Origin of the sequence: Pseudomonas jessenii (assembly GCF_002236115.1) — a bacterium.
Lineage (GTDB): Bacteria > Pseudomonadota > Gammaproteobacteria > Pseudomonadales > Pseudomonadaceae > Aquipseudomonas > Aquipseudomonas jessenii.
Genome location: NZ_NIWT01000005.1, coordinates 662,169 through 684,434, shown reverse-complemented (window position 1 = coordinate 684,434; position 22,266 = coordinate 662,169). Strand labels below are relative to the sequence as shown.

Sequence of the window (22,266 nt, the reverse complement as noted above, 5' to 3'; positions counted from 1 at the left end):
GCGCTAGAATAGCGGGACCGTTGACGACAAAGGGACAAGGTTATCATGCGCACACTAAATCGCCTGTTGCTGGCTGGCTTGTTTGCAATCGCACCATCGGCCGTGATGGCGGCGGACGATGCGCCATCGGCGGACCCGGATGTCACCATTCGCACGGAAGGGGATAAACTCATTCAGGAATACCGGCAAAACGGCTTTTTGTACGCCATCAAGGTCACCCCAAAGGTTGGCAAACCGTATTTCCTGGTGCGCGCGGATGGCTCGGAGGGAAACTTCGTCCGTTCCGACTACCCGGATATGCTGATTCCGGCGTGGGAAATTTTTAAGTGGTAAGTCGTCCTTAACTTTAATCGGCGCCGGCTCAACAGCGGCGCCCGTACTGGCAGCTTAAACATGTCTGTGTTCACCCCCCTGGCTCGGCCCGAGCTGGAAGCTTTTCTCGCCCCTTATGGCCTCGGCCGCCTGCTTGATTTCCAGGGGATTGCCGCCGGTAGCGAAAATACCAATTTCTTTATCAGCCTGGAGCAGGGCGAATTTGTCTTGACCCTGGTCGAGCGCGGTCCGGTTCAGGAGATGCCATTCTTCATCGAACTGCTCGACGTACTGCACGGCGCCGACCTGCCGGTGCCTTACGCCTTGCGCACCACAGACGGCGTGGCCCTGCGCGAGCTGGCGGGCAAACCTGCCTTGCTGCAACCGCGCCTGGCCGGCAAGCACATCAAGCAAGCCAACGCGCAACATTGCGCGCAGGTGGGTGAATTGCTCGGCCATCTGCACCTGGCGACCCAGGCCAACATGATCAAGCGCAAAACCGATCGCGGCCTGGACTGGATGCTGGAGGAGGGCACGCAATTCCTGTCGCACCTCGGTGCCGAACAGAAAGACCTGCTGCAACGGGCGCTGGAAGAAATCACCCGGCAGAAGGAAAAAATCCTGGCACTGCCGCGGGCGAACATTCACGCCGACCTGTTCCGCGACAACGCGATGTTCGAAGGCACGCACCTGACCGGGCTGATCGACTTCTACAACGCCTGCTCCGGGCCGATGCTCTACGACGTGGCGATTGCCTTGAACGACTGGTGCTCGGACGACAATGGCGTAATCGATGGACCGCGAGCGCGGGCCTTGCTGGGCGCTTACGCGGCCTTGCGACCGTTCACCGCCGCTGAAGCCGAGTTGTGGCCAACCATGCTGCGGGTGGCTTGCGTACGGTTCTGGTTGTCACGCCTGATCGCGGCGGAGTCGTTTGCCGGACAGGATGTGTTGATTCACGATCCGATGGAATTTCAATTGCGATTGGCACAGCGACAGACAGTCAACACGCCTTTGCCTTTCGCCCTTTAAAGGCTTTGACCTGTGGGAGCGGGCTTGCTCGCGATAGCGTCGGGTCAGTCAACATTGATGTTGATGTAATGCCGCCTTCGCGAGCAAGCTCGCTCCCACAGGGTCTGGTGTCGGTTACAGTGACTCCAGGCACCCCGCCAGATCATTCCCCAATTTCTCCAACACCTGCTCATAGCCCTGGGCCGTCGCCGGCGTGTACCCGCCCAGCGCATCCAGTTCAGCCAGTTTCACCGGCAAACCCGCCACCAGAGTTTCCGCCAGACGGGGCCGCAGCGGAGGTTCGCTGAACACGCAGGTCTTGCCGACTTCCTGCAATCGCGCGCGCATCGCCGCGACATGCTGGGCACCGGGTTGCACTTCGGCCGCGACGCTGAACACACCCACGTGCTTGAGGCCGTAGGCGTCTTCGAAGTAGTCGAAGGCTTCGTGGAAAACGAAGTAGGGCTTGCCCTGAACATCGGCCAGGCGCTTCTTCAGGCGCGCATCCAGTGCATCGAGACGCTCGTCGAAGGCTTTCAGATTGCTCTGATAGCGCGCGGCATTTGCAGGATCTGCGGCACTCAGGTCAGCCGCCATTTTCGTGGCGATGACCCGGGCGTTGACCGGCGACAGCCACAAGTGCGCATCCAGGCTGCCCGGACGGTGATCGTGGTCGTGTTCGTCGGCTTCTTCAGCGTGGGAGTGGTTATCTTCGGCAAAGTGACGCAGTTTCATGCCCGGCAAATCCTGCACGGCGACGTTAGGCAACGTACGACCATTGAGCACCCGTGGCAGGAAGCCCTCCATGTCCGGGCCGATCCAGTACAGCAGGTCCACCGATTGCACCTTGCGTACGTCGGAAGGACGCAACGCATAGTTATGTGGTGAGGCACCCGGTGGCAGCAAAACCTCGGGGATCGCCACGCCATCCTGCACCGCCGCGGCGATCAGTTGCAGAGGCTTGATGCTGGTAAGGACCTTGACCTCGGCCTGCGCCGAACCGATCAGCAGAAAACTTGCGATAAATGCGACAAAAACAGAAAAAAGTCGGGACACGATGACCACTCGAAGAGGCGAGAACGGGTAACATAATAACGTCTCTCACAAACCTCGTCGCCGCTCATGCTAAAAACACCGATCGCCAGCCGTCCCCACGACCACTCACATTGCGTTCACAGCGCTTTGTCCGAGGCCGATGCCCTGTGCGCACGTCAAGGTCTGCGCCTGACCGCGTTGCGCCGGCGAGTGCTGGAGCTGGTGTGGCAAAGCCACAAGCCTTTGGGTGCCTACGACATTCTCGCGGTCCTCAGCGAGCAGGACGGTCGTCGCGCCGCGCCGCCGACGGTGTACCGCGCGCTGGATTTCCTGCTGGAAAACGGCCTGGTCCATCGGATTTCCTCGCTCAACGCCTTCATCGGCTGCAATCACCCGGAACATGCTCACCAGGGTCAGTTCCTGATCTGCCGTGTGTGCCACGCCGCGATCGAACTTGAGCAAAAATCCATCAGCGACGCGATCATCGCCAGCGCCAGGGATGTCGGGTTTGTCGTCGAAGGCCAGACCGTTGAAGTGGTCGGTCTCTGCTCCGGTTGCCAGGGGGCTTGATGAGCAACGCGCTGATCCGTCTTGAGCAGGTTGCCGTCACGTTCGCCGGGCAACCGGTGCTGGACAACATCGAACTGAGCGTCGAGCCGGGGCAGATCGTTACCCTGATCGGCCCCAACGGCGCAGGCAAAACCACCCTGGTGCGTGCCGTACTCGGCCTGTTGAAACCGGACAGCGGCAGCGTCTGGCGCAAGCCGAAACTGCGGGTCGGTTACATGCCGCAAAAACTCCATGTCGATCCGACCCTCCCGCTGTCGGTCCTGCGTTTCCTGCGCCTGGTACCGGGGGTGGACCGTGCGATGGCCTTGGCTGCACTCAAGGAAGTCGGCGCCGAACAGGTGATCGACAGCCCGGTGCAAAGCGTTTCCGGTGGCGAAATGCAACGTGTGTTGCTGGCCCGTGCCTTGTTGCGCGAACCGGAACTGCTGGTACTCGACGAACCGGTACAGGGTGTCGACGTGGCCGGCCAGGCTGAGCTGTACAGCCTGATCACCCGCCTGCGTGACCGTCATGGTTGCGGTGTGCTGATGGTCTCCCACGATTTGCATCTGGTGATGAGCACCACGGACCAGGTGGTTTGCCTCAATCGTCACGTATGCTGTTCCGGCCATCCCGAGCAGGTCAGCGGCGATCCGGCTTTCGTCGAGCTGTTCGGAAAGAACGCACAAAGCCTGGCGATTTATCACCACCATCACGACCACGCCCACGACTTGCATGGCTCGGTGGTCAAGGCGCCCGCGTCGGGCCAACCCCATGTTCACGGAGATAGCTGCAAGCATGGCTGATTTTCTGCTCTACGCCCTGCTTGCAGGCCTGGCCCTGGCCGTCGTCGCAGGCCCGCTGGGGTCTTTCGTGGTCTGGCGGCGCATGGCCTATTTCGGCGACACCCTGTCCCACGCGGCATTGCTCGGCGTGGCCCTGGGTTTTCTGCTGGATGTCAGTCCGACCGTTGCCGTCACTGTTGGCTGCTTGCTGTTGGCGGTGATGCTGGTGACGTTGCAACAACGCCAGCCGCTGGCATCCGACACACTTTTGGGAATTCTCGCACCCAGCACGCTCTCTCTGGGCCTGGTGGTACTAAGCTTCATGCACGAAGTGCGGATCGACCTGATGGCCTATCTGTTCGGTGACCTGCTGGCGATCAGCCCGACCGATCTGGCCTGGATTCTTGGCGGCAGCGCGGCGGTACTGGTCTTGCTGGTTACGTTGTGGCGCCCATTGCTGGCGATCACGGTGCATGAAGAACTGGCCAGGGTCGAAGGTTTGCCCGTGGCGGGATTGCGCCTGGCGTTAATGCTGTTGATCGCCGTGGTAATTGCCGTGGCGATGAAAATCGTCGGCGTGTTGCTGATCACTTCGTTGCTGATCATCCCGGCGGCTGCGGCACAACGTCATGCTCGCTCGCCGGAACAGATGGCACTGGGCGCGAGCCTGCTGGGCATACTCGCCGTGTGTGGCGGGCTGGCGCTGTCCTGGTTCAAGGACACCCCGGCTGGCCCGTCGATTGTGGTGACGGCCGCCGCGCTATTTCTGCTGAGTTTTGTTCTGCCCCGTCGAGGGGTGTAGACTTGCTCGTTTTTTGCGCAAATAGAGAGTCGCAGGAATGAAGTCGTTCGCCTCCCGTTATCTGCTCCTTGTCGCATTTTCTTTGCTGCTGGGCGCCTGCCAAAGCACGCCACCGGCGGCCACCGAGGCCGCCGATGCGCGGGCCGCGGCCATCGTACAACTGGAACAAAACATCGCCAGCGATGAACTGGCCATCGCCGAAGACCAATTGGCAGCCTTGCAGGCCGAATCGCCCAACGATGCTTCGCTTGAGCAATACCAGCGGCAGCTGGCCGAAGCCTATCTGCGCCGCAGCCAGATCGTGCTGCAAAAGGGTGACGTGGATGCCGCAGCAACTGCCCTGAGCCGTGCCCGCGCGTTGATGCCCAAGGCTCCGGCACTGACCGGCGGAGTCAACGGCTCGATTGCCCAGGCGCGCAAGGCCGAACTGGAAAGAGCCGAAGCCGCCCTCAAGGCTGCCGAAGCCAAGCCAAAAGCCAAGGTTATCGACCTGACGGCTGAAAGCACCACGGTCGTGCTCAATATCAACGATATGGGCAAACTGCGTCGCCAACTGGATGCCATTGCCGCCGATGTGGTGAATTTTCAGTGCGACGTGAGCATTCAGGCTCCACGCACTAATGATTACCCTTGGCTGGCCAACTTGCTGACCAAACGGGTGAAGAAACTCGATCCTGAGTTTGATCTGAAGCTGGAGCGGCAGATTTTGCGCAGTGTCCCGGCGCAGATGGTTCTAACGCCTCGTAAATCTTAAAAGCATCGCGAGCAAGCTCGCTCCCACAGGGTTTCGGGTTGCCCACACATTTTGTGACCAACACTTCTCTACTGTAGGAGCGAGCTTGCTCGCGATGGCGGTCTCCCTGGCTCCGCAGATCTTCAGGCCGGAATCGCCTTGGCCTTCGCCTCCCTGTCCCAAACCCGATGCTGCCCACCATGTCGAAGTTGCCTTCGGCCTTGGGTGAGTTTCTTCAGCCGTTCCTTTTTCTGACCTTTGATCGCGTTATTGCCAAATGACAGGACAAATACGAAATAAATGCTAAGAACCTCTATACGGACAGGCTAAAATGCGCGCCCGGCTAACCGCTGATCCTTTTCTAACGCGCCCCACAAGGTTCGCTACGTGATCGAGTTTCAAAACGTCCATAAAACCTACCGCGTCGCCGGTAAGGAAATCCCCGCCCTGCATCCGACCAGTCTGACGATTGAGAACGGGCAGGTTTACGGCTTGATCGGTCATTCCGGCGCAGGAAAAAGTACCCTGCTGCGTCTGATCAATCGCCTGGAAAACGCCAGTGGCGGCAAAATCACCGTCGACGGTGAAGAAGTCACTGCACTCGACGCCAACGGCCTGCGCCGCTTCCGTCAGCAGGTCGGGATGATTTTCCAGCACTTCAACCTGCTGGCCTCCAAGACTGTCGCCGACAACGTCGCGCTGCCTCTGACCCTGGCCGGCGAATTGTCGCGCAGCGAGATCGATTCGCGCGTGGCCGAGTTGCTGGCGCGGGTCGGCTTGTCCGACCACGCGAAAAAGTACCCGGCGCAATTGTCCGGCGGGCAGAAGCAGCGTGTCGGCATTGCCCGTGCACTGGCGACCAAGCCAAAAATCCTGCTGTGCGACGAAGCCACCAGCGCCCTCGACCCGCAAACCACCGCATCGGTCCTGCAATTGCTGGCCGAGATCAATCGCGAGCTGAAACTGACCATCGTGTTGATCACCCACGAGATGGACGTGATCCGCCGGGTCTGCGACCAGGTGGCCGTGATGGACGCCGGCGTGATCGTCGAGCAAGGCTCGGTGGCCGAAGTGTTCCTGCATCCGAAGCACCCGACCACCAAGCGCTTCGTGCAGGAAGACGAGCAGATCGACGAAAGCGAACAGCGTGACGACTTCGCTCACGTGCCAGGCCGCATCGTGCGTCTGACCTTCCAGGGCGACGCGACCTACGCGCCGTTGCTGGGCACCGTCGCCCGGGAAACCGGTGTGGACTACAGCATCCTGGCCGGTCGCATCGACCGCATCAAAGACATCCCCTACGGGCAACTGACCCTGGCCGTGACCGGCGGTGACATGGAAGCAGCCTTCGCCCGCTTCACCGCAGCCGACGTCCACATGGAGGTGCTGCGCTAATGGAAGCCCTGACAAGTTTCTTCGCCAATATCGACTGGTTCGAAATCTGGCTGGCCACCGGTGACACCTTGCTGATGCTGGGTGGTTCGCTGTTGTTCACCGTACTGCTTGGCCTGCCGCTGGGTGTGCTGCTGTTCCTGTGCAGCCCGCGCCAGTTGCTGGAAGCCAAAGGCATCTACGCGATGTTGTCGCTGGTGGTGAACATCCTGCGCTCGCTGCCGTTCATCATCCTGCTGATCGTGATGATTCCGTTCACCGTGTTGATCACCGGTACCTCCCTTGGTGTCGCCGGTGCAATTCCGCCGCTGGTAGTGGGTGCCACGCCGTTTTTCGCGCGCCTGGTGGAAACCGCCCTGCGTGAAGTGGATCGCGGCATCATCGAAGCGACCCAGGCCATGGGCGCGACTACACGACAGATCATCACCAATGCCTTGCTGCCTGAGGCTCGTCCGGGCATCTTCGCGGCGATTACGGTGACCGCCATTACACTGGTGTCCTACACGGCGATGGCCGGTGTCGTTGGCGCTGGTGGTCTGGGTGACCTGGCGATCCGTTTCGGTTACCAGCGTTTCCAGACCGATGTGATGGTGGTGACAGTGGTGTTGCTGCTGGTACTGGTCCAGGTACTGCAAACCGTTGGCGACAAATTGGTCGTCCACTTTTCCCGTAAGTAAGACATGAGCCGGCCATTCGCTGGCAGGCGCCAAACGGGCGCCTCACATGGAGTTAGCTGAATGAAAAAACTACTCGTGGCCTTCGCGGCCGTTGCGGCATTCTCTGCCCACGCTGAAACCCTGACCGTCGCGGCCACTCCGGTTCCGCACGCCGAGATCCTCGAATTCGTGAAGCCGGCCCTGGCCAAAGAAGGCGTGGACCTGAAGGTCAAGGTATTTACCGACTACATCCAGCCAAACGTGCAGGTCGCGGAAAAACGCCTGGACGCCAACTTCTTCCAGCACCAGCCGTACCTGGATGAGTTCAACAAGGCCAAGGGCACCCATCTGGTTTCTGTGGCTGGCGTGCATCTGGAGCCCCTGGGCGCTTACTCCAGCAAGTACAAGACCATCGCTGAACTGCCTGGCGGTGCCAACGTGGTCATCCCGAACGACGCTACCAACGGCGGCCGTGCGCTGTTGCTGATGGCCAAGGCCGGCCTGATCAAGTTGAAGGATTCGAACAACATCCTGTCGACCGTCAAGGACATCACCGAGAACACCAAGGATCTGAAAATCCGCGAACTGGAAGCCGCGACCATCCCGCGCGTGCTGACTCAGGTCGACCTGGCGCTGATCAACACCAACTACGCGCTGGAAGCCAAGCTCGATCCGGCCAAGGATGCGCTGTTCATCGAAGGCAGCGACTCGCCTTACGTGAACATTCTCGTTGCCCGTCCAGACGACAAGGACACCGATGCGATGAAGAAGCTGGTTACCGCGCTGCACAGCCCGGAAGTGAAAGCCTTCATTCTCGAGAAGTACAAAGGCGCGGTGGTGCCGGCGTTCTGATTTGAAGCTGTAACAAAAAATGGGGTGCATCGAATGCGCCCCATTTTTTTGCCCGAAACACAGACCCTGTAGGGGCTGGCTTGCTGGCGCCATCGCCGGTAATCCGGGCTCCTACAGGGATCGTTTTGACCGCCACCCTATCAGTTCTGCTAGTAGACAGTCTTACGCCGAATAACGAATCTGAATCATCTGGATCTAGACCCTCAGGAGTTCAGTTCATGCCTGCCGATGCTCAAGATGTACTTTGTCGTTATCAATACGATCCGCTGGACCGACTGATCGGAACGACCCCATCAAGCGATGCTGGGCTTCAGCGCTTCTATTGCAAAAGTCGCTTGGCCACGGAAATTCAGGACGAGGTTCAACGCTCGATTTTTCAGCAAGGCGAGCAACTTTTGGCTCAACAAAGTCGTCAGGGTGATTTGGTTGAAACCTCGATTTTAGCGACAGATCAAATGCACTCAGTATCGCAGGTAGTCAAAGCCAATCGACTCAGTGCCATTGCCTATTCGCCTTACGGGCATCGTCCTGCTGGTGGCGGCTTGCTAAGTTTGTTGGGGTTCAACGGCGAGCGGACAGACTCGTTCACTGGACATTACTTGCTGGGCAATGGTTACCGAGCGTTTAATCCGGTGTTGATGCGGTTCAATAGTCCTGACAATTTAAGTCCGTTCGGAAAAGGCGGTTTAAATCCGTATGTGTATTGCTTAGGAGATCCGATTAACCGAAATGACGAAAGCGGCCATTTTTCTCTATTCAAAGCTATAAGATCAGCATTCAGATTTTTTAAAACAAAAAAAGGCCCGCCTGTAGCTTCAACTGCTGGCTCAAAACTTAAAAAAACAGATACATTATACCGCGCGACCACTTCCAGGGAATCGTTAGTTGAGTCGTCGCCAGAGCTCTTTAAGAACCGCCATCCTACCTCTCCGGAGGAGTATATGCAGCATTATAATAATCGACCAGAAGAATTTGGACCACGTCGAGTGCCGTTGACCAGAGTATCATTGGCTAAGGATCTTGAGCATGTGGATATTTCAGAGCGTACTAAATTTGTTTATACCGACAAGAGAGACTTTATAATTGGTTCTGACACAACTCACCCAACGCTGAGCGCATACGTTAATAGGTCTACCGTTATTAGTGCTGGATACATCCGGCAAACAGGAAACCAGGAGTATGCAATCGCCCATAGATCTGGACATTATCAACCACCGTACAGATCGCTTTACCCCGTAAAAGAGTTTTTGGAAGGTATGGGTGCACGGGTAAATCTACTGCGGCATGAGGACTGGCTTAAAATCTGAGATTATAATTTACCGTATAACTCAATAGAACTGCACACTACATGATTGATATGTTGGAAGTGCAGTTCTATAGGCGACAAAGATACAAGCTTTAGACTGATAATTTCGTTAGTCTCAATCATCGCCAGTGCCTGCGCTACCAAATACAGGTTATTCAACGGTGAATAGACGCGGGCTCGATCACCACCAGATTTCCGCTGTAAGCAACCGTGTAATTTTTCTGTCGCTGGAATGAGCGGAACTCTTACTGAGTTGACCAACATCTGAATTTCTTCCACCGACGCCGCCGCTAGGCTGTTGAAACTGTGATTCAGATAATGCTGGATTTTGCCAAGAATGCACTGTTAGTTTAGCGACTTGCCTTACGTGAACATCCTCGTAGCCCGTCCAGACGACAAGGACACCGATGCGATGAAGAAGCTGGTTACCGCGCTGCACAGCCCGGAAGTGAAAGCCTTCATCCTCGAGAAGTACAAAGGCGCGGTGGTGCCGGCGTTCTGATCAGCTGACGTAAACGAAAAAGGGGATGCCAAGTGCATCCCCTTTTTTGTGCCTGGAAATACGGCCCCAGTGGGAGCGAGCTTGCTCGCGATGGGGCCATAACATTCAACATCCAAGCTGACTGATACACCGCCATCGCGAGCAAGCTCGCTCCCACAGGGTTTGGTGGTGTTTTCAGTTGCGCTTGAGCATCACCGGCAACTGCGCCACCAGCTTCGCATTGTTCAACGGCGCCCGAATGAACCCACGCTGTGTCCCATCCGGCCCGATCACCGCGAGGTTGCCGCTGTGATCAACGGTGTAGTTCGGCTTGCTCGTGTCCGCCGGAATGAACGGAATGCTCACTGCGTTGGCGATCGTTTGCAGTTCATCGGTCGACGCCGGGGTCAGGCCGATGAACTGCGGGTCGAAGTAGCCCAGGTACTGCTTGAGCTGCTTGGGCGTATCGCGGTTCGGGTCGACGCTGACCAGCACAATCTGCAATTTATCCACAGCCTCGGGCGGCAACTCGCTCTTGATCTGCCGCAACTGGGCGAGGGTGGTCGGGCAGATGTCCGGGCAGAAGGTGTAGCCGAAGAACAGCAGGCTCCACTTGCCTTTCAATTCATTGATCGCGACCGGCTGGCCGTCCTGATTGGTCATCATCACGTCCGGCAGATTACGGCTCTGCGGCAGCAAGATGATGCCGGCGTCGATCAGCGCCGTCGGATCGCCCTGGTTTTTCCCGGACAGCACCTTGTTGACGGTCAGGCCCAGGATCAGTGCGACCAGGGCGACAAGTATGAAGACGGTTTTCTGGGTTCGAGTCATAGGTTCAACAATAGGTAGTGGTCTACGAGCAGGGCGATAAACAGCAGGAACAAGTAGTAGATAGAGTACTTGAACGTGTTGATTGCCGCGTGCGGCCGAGTGCCACGGTACAGCACCACGGCCCATTGCAGAAACCGCGCGCCCAACCCGAGCGCGCAGACCAGGTAGAGCGTGCCGCTCATGTGGATCACATAAGGCATCAGGCTGACGGCAAGCAATGCGAAGGTATAAAGCAGGATGTGAATCTTGGTGTAGTGCTCGCCATGGGTGACCGGCAACATCGGGATGTCGGCCTTGGCGTATTCCTCCTTGCGATGGATCGCCAGCGCCCAGAAGTGCGGCGGGGTCCAGGCGAAGATGATCAGCACCAGCAGCAGCGGTTCGGCGCTGACGTGACCGGTGGCGGCGGTCCAGCCAAGCAATGGCGGCGCGGCACCGGCCAGTCCACCGATGACGATGTTCTGCGGGGTCGCGCGCTTGAGGAATCCGGTGTAGACCACCGCGTAGCCGAGCAACGAGGCGAGGGTCAGCCACGCGGTCAGCGGGTTGGTGAACGCCAGCAGCATGGCTTGCCCGAGGACCGCCAATACCAGCGCGAACGTCAGCGCGGCGGTCGGCGAAACCCGGCCTTCGGCGAGCGGCCGTTTGTGGGTGCGCGCCATCACCGCGTCGATGCGCCGGTCCACCACATGATTGACCGCCGCCGCGCCACCGGCACACAGGGCGATGCCCAGGTTGCCGAAAATCAGCACTGTCCACGGCACGCCGGCGCGGGTCGCGAGGAACATTCCCACCAGCGAAGTGATGAGCATCAGCACCACGACTTTGGGCTTGGTCAGTTCCAGGTAGTCACGCCAGATCGCCTGACTGGGACGTTCGCCGATCAGAATCGCCATGGCATTTCTCCTTTTATTGTTATGGGCCCGGCTGAGTGTTTACGCGGGCTGAAGTGCCAGCGCGCTTGCTTGACCCGGACCAGACTGGTTCGGGCGTGGTAATTGACCAGCACCATGGTCAGCAACAGCGCCGCGCCGCCCGCGTTATGCGCGACGGCCACCGGCAGCGGCAGATGGAACAGCACGTTGCTGATGCCCAGGGTGATTTGTGCGCCGAGGGCGATCAGCACCAGGCCTGCCAGGCGCGTCATGCCAACCGCCTTCAGTTGCCAGGCCAGACCGAGCAATACCAGGGTGACCAGTAACGCGCCGATGCGATGAGTCAGGTGAATGGCCGTACGGGCATCGCTGTCCAGTTGCCCGCCGAGGTAGTTCGGGCCGATGTGCTGGGTCAGGTGAAAGCCGTTGGCGAAGTCCGCCGCTGGCAACCACTGGCCGTGACAGGTCGGAAAGTCGATGCAGGCCACGGCGGCGTAATTGGAACTGACCCAGCCCCCGAGGGCGATTTGCCCGATCACCAGCAACAGCCCTGCCGTCGCCCAGTGCTGCAAACGTCGTGGCACGGTCAGCGCCGGCAGTACGCCGGACAGGCGCAAGGTCAGCAGAAACAACAGGCTCAAGGTCGCGAAGCCGCCCAGCAAATGCCCGGTGACCACCTGCGGCCAGAGCTTGAGCGTTACCGTCCACATGCCGAACGCGGCCTGGCCAACAACCACCGCCAACAGGAACAACGGCAGCTTCACCGGCTGTCCGGGATGGCGGCGATGCACCCACGCACGACCCGCCAACACCGCGATCAACAGCCCCAGCGTGCCGGCGGAGTAGCGGTGGATCATCTCGTTCCAGCCCTTATGGGCCTCGACCGGAGCGTCCGGGAAATGCAATTCGGCATGGGCCAGTTGGGCTTCGCTTTTCGGCACGCTGATGAAGCCATAGCAGCCGGGCCAGTCCGGGCAGCCGAGGCCGGCGTGGGTCAGGCGCGTGTAGGCGCCGAGCAACACCACAATCAGTGCCAGCAAGGTGGCAAACAACGCGAGGCGAAATCCAGGCTTGGCCATGACGATGCCCTTATCCGATGTTCGACAGTTTCAGCAGGTGGCGCAGATCGTTGAGCAAGTCCTTGCCCTTCACCGACGGGTCGTAGCGCAGAACCAGATTGCCGTGGGGGTCGATGATCCACAGGTGCGGCACGTCATTGCTCTGAGCGCCTTTTGTGTAGGCAGGCAAGTCCAGTGAATAACGTTGCAACTGCGGGTACTCGCGTTGAAGTTTAGTCTCGTAATCGCTGTTCAGCGTCTGCGCGGTGGCCAATGCATGGCTGGCGCGGGACGCATCGCGGCCCAAGCCGATCTGGATTTGCCGCGCCAGATACACCAGTTGCTGGCAGTCCACCGCGCAATCCTTGGGCGCGGTCACCAGTATCTGCCAACGCTCTTCCTGGGCCTGCACGCCGATGTCCGCGCGGGTCTGACCGTTGCCGATCAGTTCGCCGTGATAACTGCGGCCCTCGGGCACCCAGAAATTCAGCTTGTACATGCCGGTGGCAAGGATCATCGGACCGATCACCCCGAGCAGGATCAGCAGCAGTTGCATACGGCCCTTGCGCCGGTTCACCAACGGTTTCGCCTCAGACATGCTGGGTGGATTCATGGCCGCTCCCATGGTGTTTCTCCTTTGCGTTGTGCCAGCCGAGATAGAGATAAAGACCGAACAGGACGATCGCCATGGCGAACCACTGCACGGCATAAGCGATGTGTTTTTCCGGGCCCATGGCGACTACGGGCCAGTCGGCCTGATAGGTGGCGGGGCCGGTTTCGGCACGTAGTTCGTAGGCAAAGCCTTCGCGATTCAGTGCTGTCCAGAGCTTGTCTGGCTCAACGGCCGTAATCAGCTTCGGCCATGTCAACGTTGTGGGATCAGCGTGCAATTGGAACGTCGCCCCAGGGGAGACGTAGACCCACGCGTCGAGGCTTACCGCCTCGGTGGGTGTCTTGAATTGCGGTGGCGTGCGGCGCTCCGGCCAAGGCAACCAGCCGCGATTGACCAGCAGCCAAAGCCCGGTGGCCTGATCGTGAAAGGGTTGCAACAGCTCGACGCCAACCCTGCCGTTGCGTTGACTGTTATCCAGCAGCAGGCTGTGTTCGGCATCGAACTGGCCGTACAGGTGAACCCGACGGAAGGCCGGGTCTGTCGTGTGTTGCAGTTCGGTGCTGGCCATCGGCTCGGCGGCCCGCCGCTCTGTGTAGCTTTGCAGCAGCACGCTTTTCTCCGCGCCCCGGCTCAACTGCCAGAGCCCCAGGGACACCAGTAGCGGCAGCAACAACGCCACCACCAGCGTTGGCACGATACCTGGCCGAAAGCACTTCATGGCATTGCCAGAAAATCGGTCATCGCGATAGCTATACTCAAGTACATCGCTTGTCCCCCCGGAGTCTCACCATGCTCAAAGCAGCCATCGTCCTGATGCTGATTGCCACGGTTGTCAGCCTGTTCAGCGGCCTGTTTTTTCTGGTCAAGGACGACAGCCGCTCAAACCGCCTCGTCATTGCCTTGAGTGTTCGTGTGACCCTGGCCGCCCTTACCCTTGGCTTGATTGCCTGGGGCTTTTTCAGCGGCCAGTTGGTTTCCAATGCCCCTTGGTAACACGCTCCTACAAGCGGCTTTAAAGCACATAGACGAAAACAAACAGCCCGATCCACACCACATCCACGAAGTGCCAGTACCAAGTCGCCGCTTCGAAACCGAACTGGTGCTCGTTGTCGAAATGCCCGCGCATGATCCGCACCAGCATCACGAACAGGATGATGGTGCCGATGGTGACGTGGGCGCCGTGGAACCCGGTGAGCATGAAGAAGGTCGCGCCGTAGATGCCCGAGCCCAGGGTCAGGCCCAGTTCGCGGTAGGCGTGCATGTACTCTTCGGCCTGGAAGATGAGGAACGCACTGCCGAGCAATACAGTGAGCGCCAGCCAGAGTTTCAGTGCGCCGCGATGGCCCTTTTTCAAGGCATGGTGGGCGATGGTCACGGTCACGCTGGAACTGACCAGCAACACGGTATTGAGCAGCGGCAGGCCCCAGGGGCTAATGACTTCCTTGGGCGGCGGAAACAGTTTCGAGTCGGGGTTGCTCAGCAGCGGCCAGGTGAACTGGAAGTTCGGCCACAGCATGTGCGCCATGCCTTTGGCGCCTTCACCACCGAGCGCCGGTCCGGAGATTTGACGCACATAAAACAGCGCGCCAAAAAAGGCGATGAAGAACATCACCTCCGAGAAAATGAACCAGCTCATGCCCCAGCGGAACGAGCGATCCATCTGTGCGCTGTACAAGCCGCCGCGACTTTCCTTGATCACCGTGCCGAACCAGCCAAACAGCATGTAGGCCAGCAACAGCCCGCCGACGAAAAAGATTAGCGGCCCGTGGGATTCCGGACGCGCTGCTTTCAGATCATTGAACCAGGTGGCCAGGCCAAACACCGTGACGAACATCCCGACCGTGGCGATGATCGGCCATTTGCTCTGGGCCGGGACGTAATAATGTTCATGAGTTGCCATTTATTGTTCTCCTTATCGGGCACGCTCAGCCGCCAGTGTTTACAGCTACCGGTGGATGTCGGGCGGTGATATCGAACAGCGTGTAGGACAGCGTCAGGTGCTTCACATCCTTGGGCATATCACGGTCAACGATGAAACGTACCGGCATCTCGATCCGCTGACCGGGCTGCAGCACTTGCTGGGTAAAGCAGAAACATTCGGTCTTGTGGAAGTACGCCGCCGCATTGCTGGGCGCGATGCTCGGCACGGCTTGGGCGCTCATCGGCTTATCGGTGGGGTTGTGGGCGATGAAGATCATCTCGTTCACCGCCCCCGGGTTCGCGGTCAATTCGTCATGTTTGGGATAAAAGTCCCACGGCATGTCGGCGGTGTTGGTCGACAGAAACTGCACGCGTACCTGCCGCGAGGTGTCGACCGTTTGCTCACCCTCGTACTGCCCGCCGGTCTTGCCATTAATGCCGAAGGCCTTGCACATCACGTCGTAGATCGGCACCAGGGCAAAGCCGAACACAAACATTGCCACCACCACGGTCAGCAGGCGCGTGACCAGTTTCTTCATCGAAATCGAGTCAGCCATGATTTCCGCACACCCCTGCAGGAGCGAGCTTGCTCGCGAAAAACTTGAGAGCGCCGTGGTGTGTCAGGCTTCCAGCGTCATCGTTGACGACCATCGCGAGCGAGCTCGCTCCTACAAAGGGCCAGGCGTTCATTTCACTTCCGGCGGCGTGGTGAAGGTGTGATACGGCGCCGGCGACGGGATGCTCCACTCCAGACCTTCAGCCCCATCCCACGGCTTGGCCGGTGCCGGCGCGCCGCCGCGAATGGTCTTGATCACGATGAACAGGAAAAAGATCTGCGTGGCGCCGAACATGAATGCGCCGATCGACGACACCATGTTGAAGTCGGCGAACTGCAGGTTGTAGTCCGGAATCCGTCGTGGCATGCCCGCCAGCCCCACAAAGTGCATCGGGAAGAAGGCCAGGTTCATGCCGATGAACGACAGCCAGAAATGCAGCTTGCCGAGGGTTTCGTCGTACATGTGGCCGGTCCATTTCGGCAGCCAGTAGTAGGCCGAGGCGAAGATCCCGAAGATCGCCCCCGGCACCAGCACGTAATGGAAGTGCGCGACCACGAAGTAGGTGTCCTGGTACTGGAAGTCCGCCGGGGCGATGGCCAGCATCAACCCGGAGAAACCGCCGATGGAGAACAGGATCACGAACGCCACGGCAAACAGCATCGGCGTCTCGAACGTCAGCGAGCCCTGCCACATGGTGCTGGCCCAGTTGAACACCTTCACGCCCGTCGGCACCGCAATCAGCAACGTGGCGTACATGAAGAACAACTCGCCCACCAGCGGAATGCCGACCACGAACATGTGGTGCGCCCAGACGATGAACGACAGGAACGCGATACTCGCCGTGGCGTAGACCATCGAGGTGTAGCCGAACAGTGGCTTGCGCGAAAAGGCCGGAATGATCGAGCTGACGGCGCCGAAGGCCGGCAGGATCATGATGTACACCTCGGGGTGACCGAAGAACCAGAACACATGCTGGAACAGCACCGGGTCTCCGCCACCGGCGGCACTGAAGAAACTGGTGCCGAAGTGGATGTCCATCAGCATCATCGTCACGCAACCGGCCAGTACCGGCATCACCGCAATCAACAGGAACGCGGTGATCAGCCAGGTCCAGACGAACAACGGCATTTTCATCAGCGTCATGCCGGGGGCGCGCAGGTTGAGGATGGTGGCGATCACGTTGATCGCGCCCATGATCGAACTGATTCCCATCAAGTGGATGGCGAAAATGAAGAAGGTCACGCTTTCCGGCGCATAGGTCGTCGACAGCGGCGCATAGAACGTCCAGCCGAAGTTCGGCCCGCCACCGGCAGTGAACAGGGTCGACACCAGCATCAGGAACGCCGCCGGCAACAGCCAGAAGCTGAAGTTGTTCATGCGCGGCAGGGCCATGTCCGGCGCGCCGATCATCAGCGGGATCATCCAGTTGGCGAGGCCGACGAAGGCCGGCATCACCGCACCGAAGACCATCACCAGACCGTGCATGGTGGTCATCTGGTTGAAAAATTCCGGCTGGACGATCTGCAGCCCCGGCTGGAACAGCTCGGCGCGAATCACCATCGCGAACGAACCGCCAAGCAGGAACATGGAGAACGCAAACCACAGGTACAACGTACCGATGTCCTTGTGGTTGGTGGTCAGCACCCAGCGCATCAGGCCTTTTGCGGGGCCATGGGCGTGGTCGGTGGCGGTATGAACATGTTCATCGATTACAGCAGTCATGTCCTGTCTCCTGCAAACAGATGGACTGGGCGGGCCGGGGTGCGTAGCCCCGACCGGTTCCTTACGTGCGCAATAGACCGGGTCATTTGCTTTCCGCCTGTTTCAGCTCCAGCACTTCTTTAGGCGTGACCATGTCGCCCTTGTTGTTGCCCCAGGCGTTACGTTCATAGGTCACGACCGCCGCGATATCGACCTCCGAGAGTTGCTTGCCGAATGCGGCCATGGAAGTGCCAGGCTTGCCGTGGAAGACAATGCCCAGGTGAGCGTCTTTCGGTCCGGTGGCGATTTTCGAGCCCTTGAGTGCCGGGAACATCGGCGGCAGACCCTGGCCTTCGGCCTGGTGACAGGCCACGCAGGTGGTGTGATAGACCTTGTCGCCGCGTTCCTTGAGCTCCTCGAGCGTCCATTCCTTGCTGGTCAGCTCTTTGAGTTGCGCGGCCTCGGCCTTGCGATCGGCCAGCCATTTTTCGTAATCGGCCTTTTCCTTGACCTCGACCACGGTCGGCATGAAGCCGTGATCCTTGCCGCACAACTCGGCGCACTGGCCACGGTAGATGCCGGGCTTGTCGATACGGGTCCAAGCTTCATTGACGAACCCGGGAATCGCATCGCGCTTGACCGCGAAAGCCGGCACCCACCAGGAGTGGATCACGTCGGCGGAGGTCACAAGGAAGCGCACCTTGGCACCGACCGGCAGCACCAATGGCTTGTCGACTTCGAGCAGATAGTGCTCGCCCTTGGTTTCCTTGTTGTGGATCTGATCCTGGGGGGTGGTCAGGTTGCTGAAGAACTCGACGTCCTGGCCCAGGTATTTGTAGTGCCACTTCCACTGGTAACCGGTGATCTGGATGTCGATTTCCGGCTCACTGGCGTCGTACATCTTGATCAGGGTCGCGGTAGCGGGAACCGCCATGGCCACCAGGATCAGGAAGGGCACGATGGTCCAGAGGATTTCGACGGTGGTGCTTTCATGAAATTTGGCGGCCACCTGCCCGGTCGAGCGGCGGTGGAGAATCATCGACCAGAACATGGCACCAAATACGATGATGCCGATCACCACACAGATCCAGAAAATAATCATGTGCAGGTCGAATACTGCGTGACTGATTTCAGTCGCTCCAGGCGCCATATTCACAGTCCAGGCCGCTTGCGCCTGACTGAAAATCGACCACAACAGGAGGCCCATCCAGACATGTGGATGTCGCATCATTGCGGGTTCCCCTTATCGTTCTTGTTATCCCGCCGGCTTTCACCTGCGGCAAGGGAGCGGCTGCATCAGACTACGAACTTGAGCACCGGGCCTTGCTGCATATGCAGTCGGGCGTCATCAGCTAACTCCATTCCACCCCGAGTATAGACAGCGACTCTCACCTCGCAATGCGAAGGCGTAAATGATCTGAAACAGCATTAACTTGCGTTGCAGGGCACGAATGGAGAAGGATGCAGACGAGTGGTGGCAAATCGATATAACGGGACCGTCTCAAGGATGAAATAATTATGACAAATGCGTCTTAGCATTTTTCGTAAGCCAGCTAAGTTATGTCTTCCCTATTTCATTGCCTTGTTTCCTGGAGTTTTCATGAACACCGCCGCATTGCGCGAGCAGATCCAAACAGCCCAACAACACGAAGCCGAGACCGGTCTGCTGACGCGTCAACTGGAAAGCAAACTGGCTCATCTGCACCCGGCGATCCAATTGCCGGAGGCCGATACCAAAGGCGTACTGACGCGATTTGTCGCCGCCTACATCGAAGAAGTGCCTGATCTGCTGGATGCAGCCAATGAAGTCGCCAGGGAAGCGGGCATTGAGTCACAGATCAAACCGGTGCTGAAAATCGCCGAGCAATACTTCCTCCAGCCGCCAGCCATCATGGCCGGCCATGCCGGGCTCGACAGTCTGCTGGATGAAGCCTATCTGGCGCACCGGTTTGTCGAAGAGGTCAACGACCTGTACATCAAGCATCTTGGCCAGCCACTGATCCCCTTGGACATGACTGTCGCCAACCTGATTGCTCACCAATTGATCGGTGAGACGTTCGCCAACCAACTGGACGAAGTGGTGCATCACGCCATCGACGAGATGCTCAACGACGAAACCTTCGCACTGGAGTCCGTGGAAGCCTACCGCGAGAAGCTCAACAGCCCGGACACCGGCGCCGCGTGGAAACGCTGGCCGTGCATGTCCCGCCGTTTGGGCGTAGGCCTGGAACTGGATCAACCGGCGGCTTGATTCACCGGTAAACACAATCCCCTGTGGGAGCGAGCTTGCTCGCGATGAGGCTATGTCATTCAACATCAAAGTTGACTGATCTACCGCCATCGCGAGCAAGCTCGCTCCCACATCGGGCCTCAGCCAGCCGCACCTATGCCCGTGTTGGTACGAACCCTGCCTTCAAGTCTGCGCTTCAGCCCCCGCGATTCAATCAACAGCTTCGAACCCTTGGCCGCATTCGCCCGGCCCCACTCCTCCAGAAGCTCCAGACACGAGTGATCGATGTAGCTCAGGTTGTTAAGCGGCACATGCACCGTCGCGCCTGGTGGAATACTACCCAGCACCTGGGTCAGCGCCGGCACTTTGAGGAAGGTCGCCGCGCCCACCAGGCGCAATTCCATTTCCCCTTCCTGAGGCAGGTCGATCAGGCTGATTTTCAACCGCGAAGCTTTCAGCGCCAGTTTCACCAGCGTCAGGCCGAAGCCAATCAATACGCCAGTCAGCAGGTCCGTGAAAACGATGGCGAGCGCGGTTGCCGCATAGGTGAACATCGGCGCCCGACCATACCGGCCCAAACCACGGAATACCTTGAGATCCACCAGCTTGAAACCGGTGTACACCAGCACGCCCGCCAGGCTCGCCACCGGAATGCTTTGCAGCACGCTGGACAGCAACAGTACGAACGCCAACAACCACAGGCCGTGGAAAATGGTCGAAAACCGCGTGGTTGCGCCAGCCTGAACATTCGCCGAACTGCGTACGATAACGCCGGTCATCGGCAACGCTCCAAGCAGGCCACACAGCATGTTGCCGATACCTTGCGCCGACAATTCCCGGTCGAAGTCCGAGCGCTGACCACTGTGCATACGATCAACCGCGGCGGCTGAGAGCAAGGTTTCGGCGCTCGCGATGAAAGCCACGGCAAACGCCGCGATCAGCAAGGTCGGATCAGCCAGGTTGAGCAGATCCTCTGGCTTGAGCCAGTCGATGGCCTCCGTCAGGTTGGCCGGAACCTCAACCCGTTTGACCTGCAACGCCAGCATCAGGCTGGCAAGCGTGGCCAGACCGACGCCAAGTAGCGCGCCAGGAACGAAGCGCAGGGATTGCGGACGGAATTTATCCCACAGCCACATGACGGCGATTGTCGACAAACCGAGCAACCCGGCTTGCCAGCCAAACGTGGGCAACGCCAGAGACAGCGCCGCCGGGAAGGCCGCCAGGTTATCCAGACCCGAAGGTTTGGGCACGGCATCCAGCATCACATGCACCTGAGACAGGATGATCAGCACGCCAATCCCGGCCAGCATGCCGTACACCACCGCGGGTGCCGTCACTCGAAACCAGCAGCCCAGCTTCAATCGGCCAGCCACCAGTTGCAGCAAACCCGCCAACAACAGTATCGGCCCGAGCATGGCGATGCCGTGCTGGCGGACCAACTCGAACACCAGAACGGCCAGGCCCGCCGCCGGGCCGCTGACTTGCAGTGGCGAACCGGCCAACCAGCCGACCACCAGACCACCGATGATGCCGGTGATCAGGCCTTTGGCCGGCGGCAGCCCCGAAGCAATCGCGATGCCCATGCACAGAGGCAGGGCGACCAGAAACACAACCACCGAAGCCAGCAGCTCCCGTGGCAGAACAGCTTTGAGTCGAGCAGCACGCATGGTGAGTCTCCCGAAATTTTTCTTCAGGCATGGCAAAGCCAGGCTGCCTGAACGGCAGCCTCGGCTGAACCACACAACGATTTAGGAGGATTTAGAAGCGCGCTTTGGGCGTCGCCACGGGAATTGGCAGGCTGCCATTGAGCGGCAGGAAACAGCCTTGATCTGCGTCGTACGCTTTGATTTCGCTGGTTTCGATGTTGTAGACCCAGCCGTGAATAAATAGCTGACCGTTGGCCATGCGCGAAGCAACCGACGGATGGGTGCGCAGATGCTGCAACTGGGCGATCACATTCTCTTCAGTGAGGATGTGCATGCTTTCGCTTTCGCTGGAGCAGTTGCAGTTCTCTTGCACCATGGTTTTGGCCACTTCGGCATGACGCAGCCAGGCTTTGACCGTGGGCATTTTTTCCAGACTGTCCGGGTTGAGCACCGCGCGCATGGCGCCGCAGTCGGAATGCCCGCAAATGATGATGTGATGCACCCCAAGAGCCAGTACGGCGTACTCGATGGCCGTGGAAACACCACCGTTCATTTGCCCGTAAGGCGGCACGACGTTGCCGACGTTACGGGTCACGAACAGGTCGCCGGGGGAGCTCTGGGTAATCAACTCGGGAACGATGCGCGAATCGGCGCAGGCGATGAACATCGCTCGTGGCCGCTGGGCCGTGGCGAGTTTCTTGAAGAGCTCTTCCTGTTGAGGAAAGATCTCATGATGAAAATGCAAAAAGCCGTCAACGATATGCTGCAACGCTGCATCGGCGGTTTCGGCCTCGGGTTGGGCTGAAGCCGACGCAGCCAACGGCTGTTTATCCTTGTCACTCATCAATTCATCCTCATTGGCGGGCTCAGGGAGTCATCCCGTGTGGTCCGGTGTGAAGCCAGTGGCTGGTTAAAAAACAT

24 protein-coding genes and 2 pseudogenes are annotated in these 22,266 nt (G+C 59.0%); 13 read left to right on the top strand and 13 right to left on the bottom strand.

Annotated features, from left to right (window positions below):
• The first annotated feature begins 45 nt into the window (after positions 1–45).
• Positions 46–333, top strand: coding sequence for a DUF2782 domain-containing protein (locus tag PSJE_RS20000; protein WP_057712597.1), 288 nt, complete (start codon positions 46–48; stop codon positions 331–333).
• 60 nt (positions 334–393) lie between these two features.
• Positions 394–1,344 (top strand): homoserine kinase, encoded by a 951-nt coding sequence (locus PSJE_RS19995; RefSeq protein ID WP_057712598.1) that lies wholly within the window; start codon positions 394–396, stop codon positions 1,342–1,344.
• A 114-nt stretch (positions 1,345–1,458) separates the two neighbouring features.
• On the opposite strand, the gene znuA is transcribed toward PSJE_RS19995, so the two are convergent.
• Entirely contained in the window at positions 1,459–2,379 is a 921-nt protein-coding gene (znuA, locus tag PSJE_RS19990) for a zinc ABC transporter substrate-binding protein ZnuA (protein ID WP_057712599.1), read from the bottom strand.
• Between the two features lie 66 nt (positions 2,380–2,445).
• On the opposite strand from znuA, the gene zur reads away from it, so the two are divergent.
• The 9 genes and pseudogenes from zur to PSJE_RS19945 all read left to right on the top strand — a co-directional run.
• Positions 2,446–2,928 (top strand): zinc uptake transcriptional repressor Zur, encoded by a 483-nt coding sequence (zur, locus tag PSJE_RS19985; RefSeq protein WP_008045818.1) that lies wholly within the window; start codon positions 2,446–2,448, stop codon positions 2,926–2,928.
• Entirely contained in the window at positions 2,928–3,713 is a 786-nt protein-coding gene (gene znuC / locus PSJE_RS19980) for a zinc ABC transporter ATP-binding protein ZnuC (protein ID WP_007989407.1), read from the top strand. The genes zur and znuC overlap by 1 nt, the downstream gene beginning before the upstream one ends.
• Positions 3,706–4,494 carry a zinc ABC transporter permease subunit ZnuB gene (gene znuB, locus PSJE_RS19975; RefSeq protein ID WP_057712600.1) on the top strand — a complete coding sequence of 263 codons (789 nt, stop codon included), beginning with the start codon at positions 3,706–3,708 and terminating at the stop codon, positions 4,492–4,494. Before znuC ends, znuB begins: the two co-directional genes overlap by 8 nt.
• Positions 4,495–4,531: 37 nt before the next feature.
• Positions 4,532–5,248 carry a PA5502 family lipoprotein gene (locus PSJE_RS19970; RefSeq protein ID WP_057712601.1) on the top strand — a complete coding sequence of 239 codons (717 nt, stop codon included), beginning with the start codon at positions 4,532–4,534 and terminating at the stop codon, positions 5,246–5,248.
• 366 nt (positions 5,249–5,614) lie between these two features.
• Positions 5,615–6,622, top strand: coding sequence for a methionine ABC transporter ATP-binding protein (locus PSJE_RS19965; RefSeq protein WP_057712602.1), 1,008 nt, complete (start codon positions 5,615–5,617; stop codon positions 6,620–6,622).
• Positions 6,622–7,296 (top strand): methionine ABC transporter permease, encoded by a 675-nt coding sequence (locus PSJE_RS19960; protein WP_057712603.1) that lies wholly within the window; start codon positions 6,622–6,624, stop codon positions 7,294–7,296. The genes PSJE_RS19965 and PSJE_RS19960 overlap by 1 nt, the downstream gene beginning before the upstream one ends.
• A 60-nt stretch (positions 7,297–7,356) precedes the next feature.
• The gene (locus PSJE_RS19955) at positions 7,357–8,127 is read left to right on the top strand and encodes a MetQ/NlpA family ABC transporter substrate-binding protein (protein WP_090452329.1); all 771 of its coding nucleotides are present in this window, start codon (positions 7,357–7,359) and stop codon (positions 8,125–8,127) included.
• Positions 8,128–8,345: 218 nt separating this feature from the next.
• On the top strand, positions 8,346–9,434 hold the full coding sequence (locus PSJE_RS19950) for an RHS repeat-associated core domain-containing protein (RefSeq protein ID WP_090452327.1): 1,089 nt from the start codon (positions 8,346–8,348) through the stop codon (positions 9,432–9,434).
• Positions 9,435–9,785: 351 nt separating this feature from the next.
• A pseudogene (locus PSJE_RS19945) lies at positions 9,786–9,935 on the top strand (MetQ/NlpA family ABC transporter substrate-binding protein); the annotation flags it as partial.
• Positions 9,936–10,109: 174 nt separating this feature from the next.
• Here the strand turns inward: PSJE_RS19945 and PSJE_RS19940 are convergent.
• The 5 genes from PSJE_RS19940 to PSJE_RS19920 are packed head-to-tail and all read right to left on the bottom strand — an operon-like array spanning position 10,110 to position 14,009.
• Entirely contained in the window at positions 10,110–10,745 is a 636-nt protein-coding gene (locus tag PSJE_RS19940) for an SCO family protein (protein WP_057712605.1), read from the bottom strand.
• Positions 10,742–11,641, bottom strand: coding sequence for a heme o synthase (cyoE, locus tag PSJE_RS19935; protein WP_008045805.1), 900 nt, complete (start codon positions 11,639–11,641; stop codon positions 10,742–10,744). The genes PSJE_RS19940 and cyoE overlap by 4 nt, the downstream gene beginning before the upstream one ends.
• Positions 11,629–12,699: a COX15/CtaA family protein gene (locus PSJE_RS19930; protein ID WP_057712606.1), complete on the bottom strand. Its 1,071-nt coding sequence runs from the start codon at positions 12,697–12,699 to the stop codon at positions 11,629–11,631. The genes cyoE and PSJE_RS19930 overlap by 13 nt, the downstream gene beginning before the upstream one ends.
• 10 nt (positions 12,700–12,709) lie before the next feature.
• A complete protein-coding gene (locus PSJE_RS19925; RefSeq protein WP_090457722.1) occupies positions 12,710–13,303 on the bottom strand; it encodes a hypothetical protein in 594 nt (197 codons plus the stop codon).
• Entirely contained in the window at positions 13,269–14,009 is a 741-nt protein-coding gene (locus tag PSJE_RS19920) for an SURF1 family protein (RefSeq protein ID WP_090452326.1), read from the bottom strand. The genes PSJE_RS19925 and PSJE_RS19920 overlap by 35 nt, the downstream gene beginning before the upstream one ends.
• Positions 14,010–14,080: 71 nt before the next feature.
• Here PSJE_RS19920 and PSJE_RS19915 point away from each other — a divergent pair, with 71 nt between their 5' ends.
• Positions 14,081–14,284: a twin transmembrane helix small protein gene (locus PSJE_RS19915; protein WP_057712609.1), complete on the top strand. Its 204-nt coding sequence runs from the start codon at positions 14,081–14,083 to the stop codon at positions 14,282–14,284.
• Between the two features lie 19 nt (positions 14,285–14,303).
• Here the strand turns inward: PSJE_RS19915 and PSJE_RS19910 are convergent, their stop codons facing one another.
• From PSJE_RS19910 to coxB, 5 genes and pseudogenes are all read right to left on the bottom strand, one after another.
• Positions 14,304–15,191, bottom strand: coding sequence for a cytochrome c oxidase subunit 3 (locus tag PSJE_RS19910; protein ID WP_090452324.1), 888 nt, complete (start codon positions 15,189–15,191; stop codon positions 14,304–14,306).
• A 25-nt stretch (positions 15,192–15,216) separates the two neighbouring features.
• On the bottom strand, positions 15,217–15,768 hold the full coding sequence (locus PSJE_RS19905; protein ID WP_056726726.1) for a cytochrome c oxidase assembly protein: 552 nt from the start codon (positions 15,766–15,768) through the stop codon (positions 15,217–15,219).
• A 7-nt stretch (positions 15,769–15,775) separates the two neighbouring features.
• Positions 15,776–15,901: pseudogene (locus PSJE_RS32235) on the bottom strand (outer membrane lipoprotein carrier protein LolA); the annotation flags it as partial.
• Entirely contained in the window at positions 15,898–17,490 is a 1,593-nt protein-coding gene (gene ctaD / locus PSJE_RS19900) for a cytochrome c oxidase subunit I (RefSeq protein WP_057712611.1), read from the bottom strand. The gene ctaD and the pseudogene PSJE_RS32235, both read right to left, overlap by 4 nt.
• An 82-nt stretch (positions 17,491–17,572) precedes the next feature.
• Positions 17,573–18,700: a cytochrome c oxidase subunit II gene (gene coxB / locus PSJE_RS19895; RefSeq protein WP_090452322.1), complete on the bottom strand. Its 1,128-nt coding sequence runs from the start codon at positions 18,698–18,700 to the stop codon at positions 17,573–17,575.
• 369 nt (positions 18,701–19,069) lie between these two features.
• Here coxB and PSJE_RS19890 point away from each other — a divergent pair, with 369 nt between their 5' ends.
• Complete coding sequence (locus PSJE_RS19890; RefSeq protein ID WP_057712613.1) at positions 19,070–19,720, top strand: hypothetical protein; 651 nt, start codon at positions 19,070–19,072, stop codon at positions 19,718–19,720.
• Between the two features lie 119 nt (positions 19,721–19,839).
• On the opposite strand, the gene PSJE_RS19885 is transcribed toward PSJE_RS19890, so the two are convergent.
• Positions 19,840–21,366, bottom strand: coding sequence for a SulP family inorganic anion transporter (locus tag PSJE_RS19885; protein WP_090452320.1), 1,527 nt, complete (start codon positions 21,364–21,366; stop codon positions 19,840–19,842).
• Between the two features lie 91 nt (positions 21,367–21,457).
• Positions 21,458–22,189 (bottom strand): carbonic anhydrase, encoded by a 732-nt coding sequence (locus tag PSJE_RS19880; RefSeq protein WP_008045785.1) that lies wholly within the window; start codon positions 22,187–22,189, stop codon positions 21,458–21,460.
• Positions 22,190–22,266: the final 77 nt, after the last annotated feature.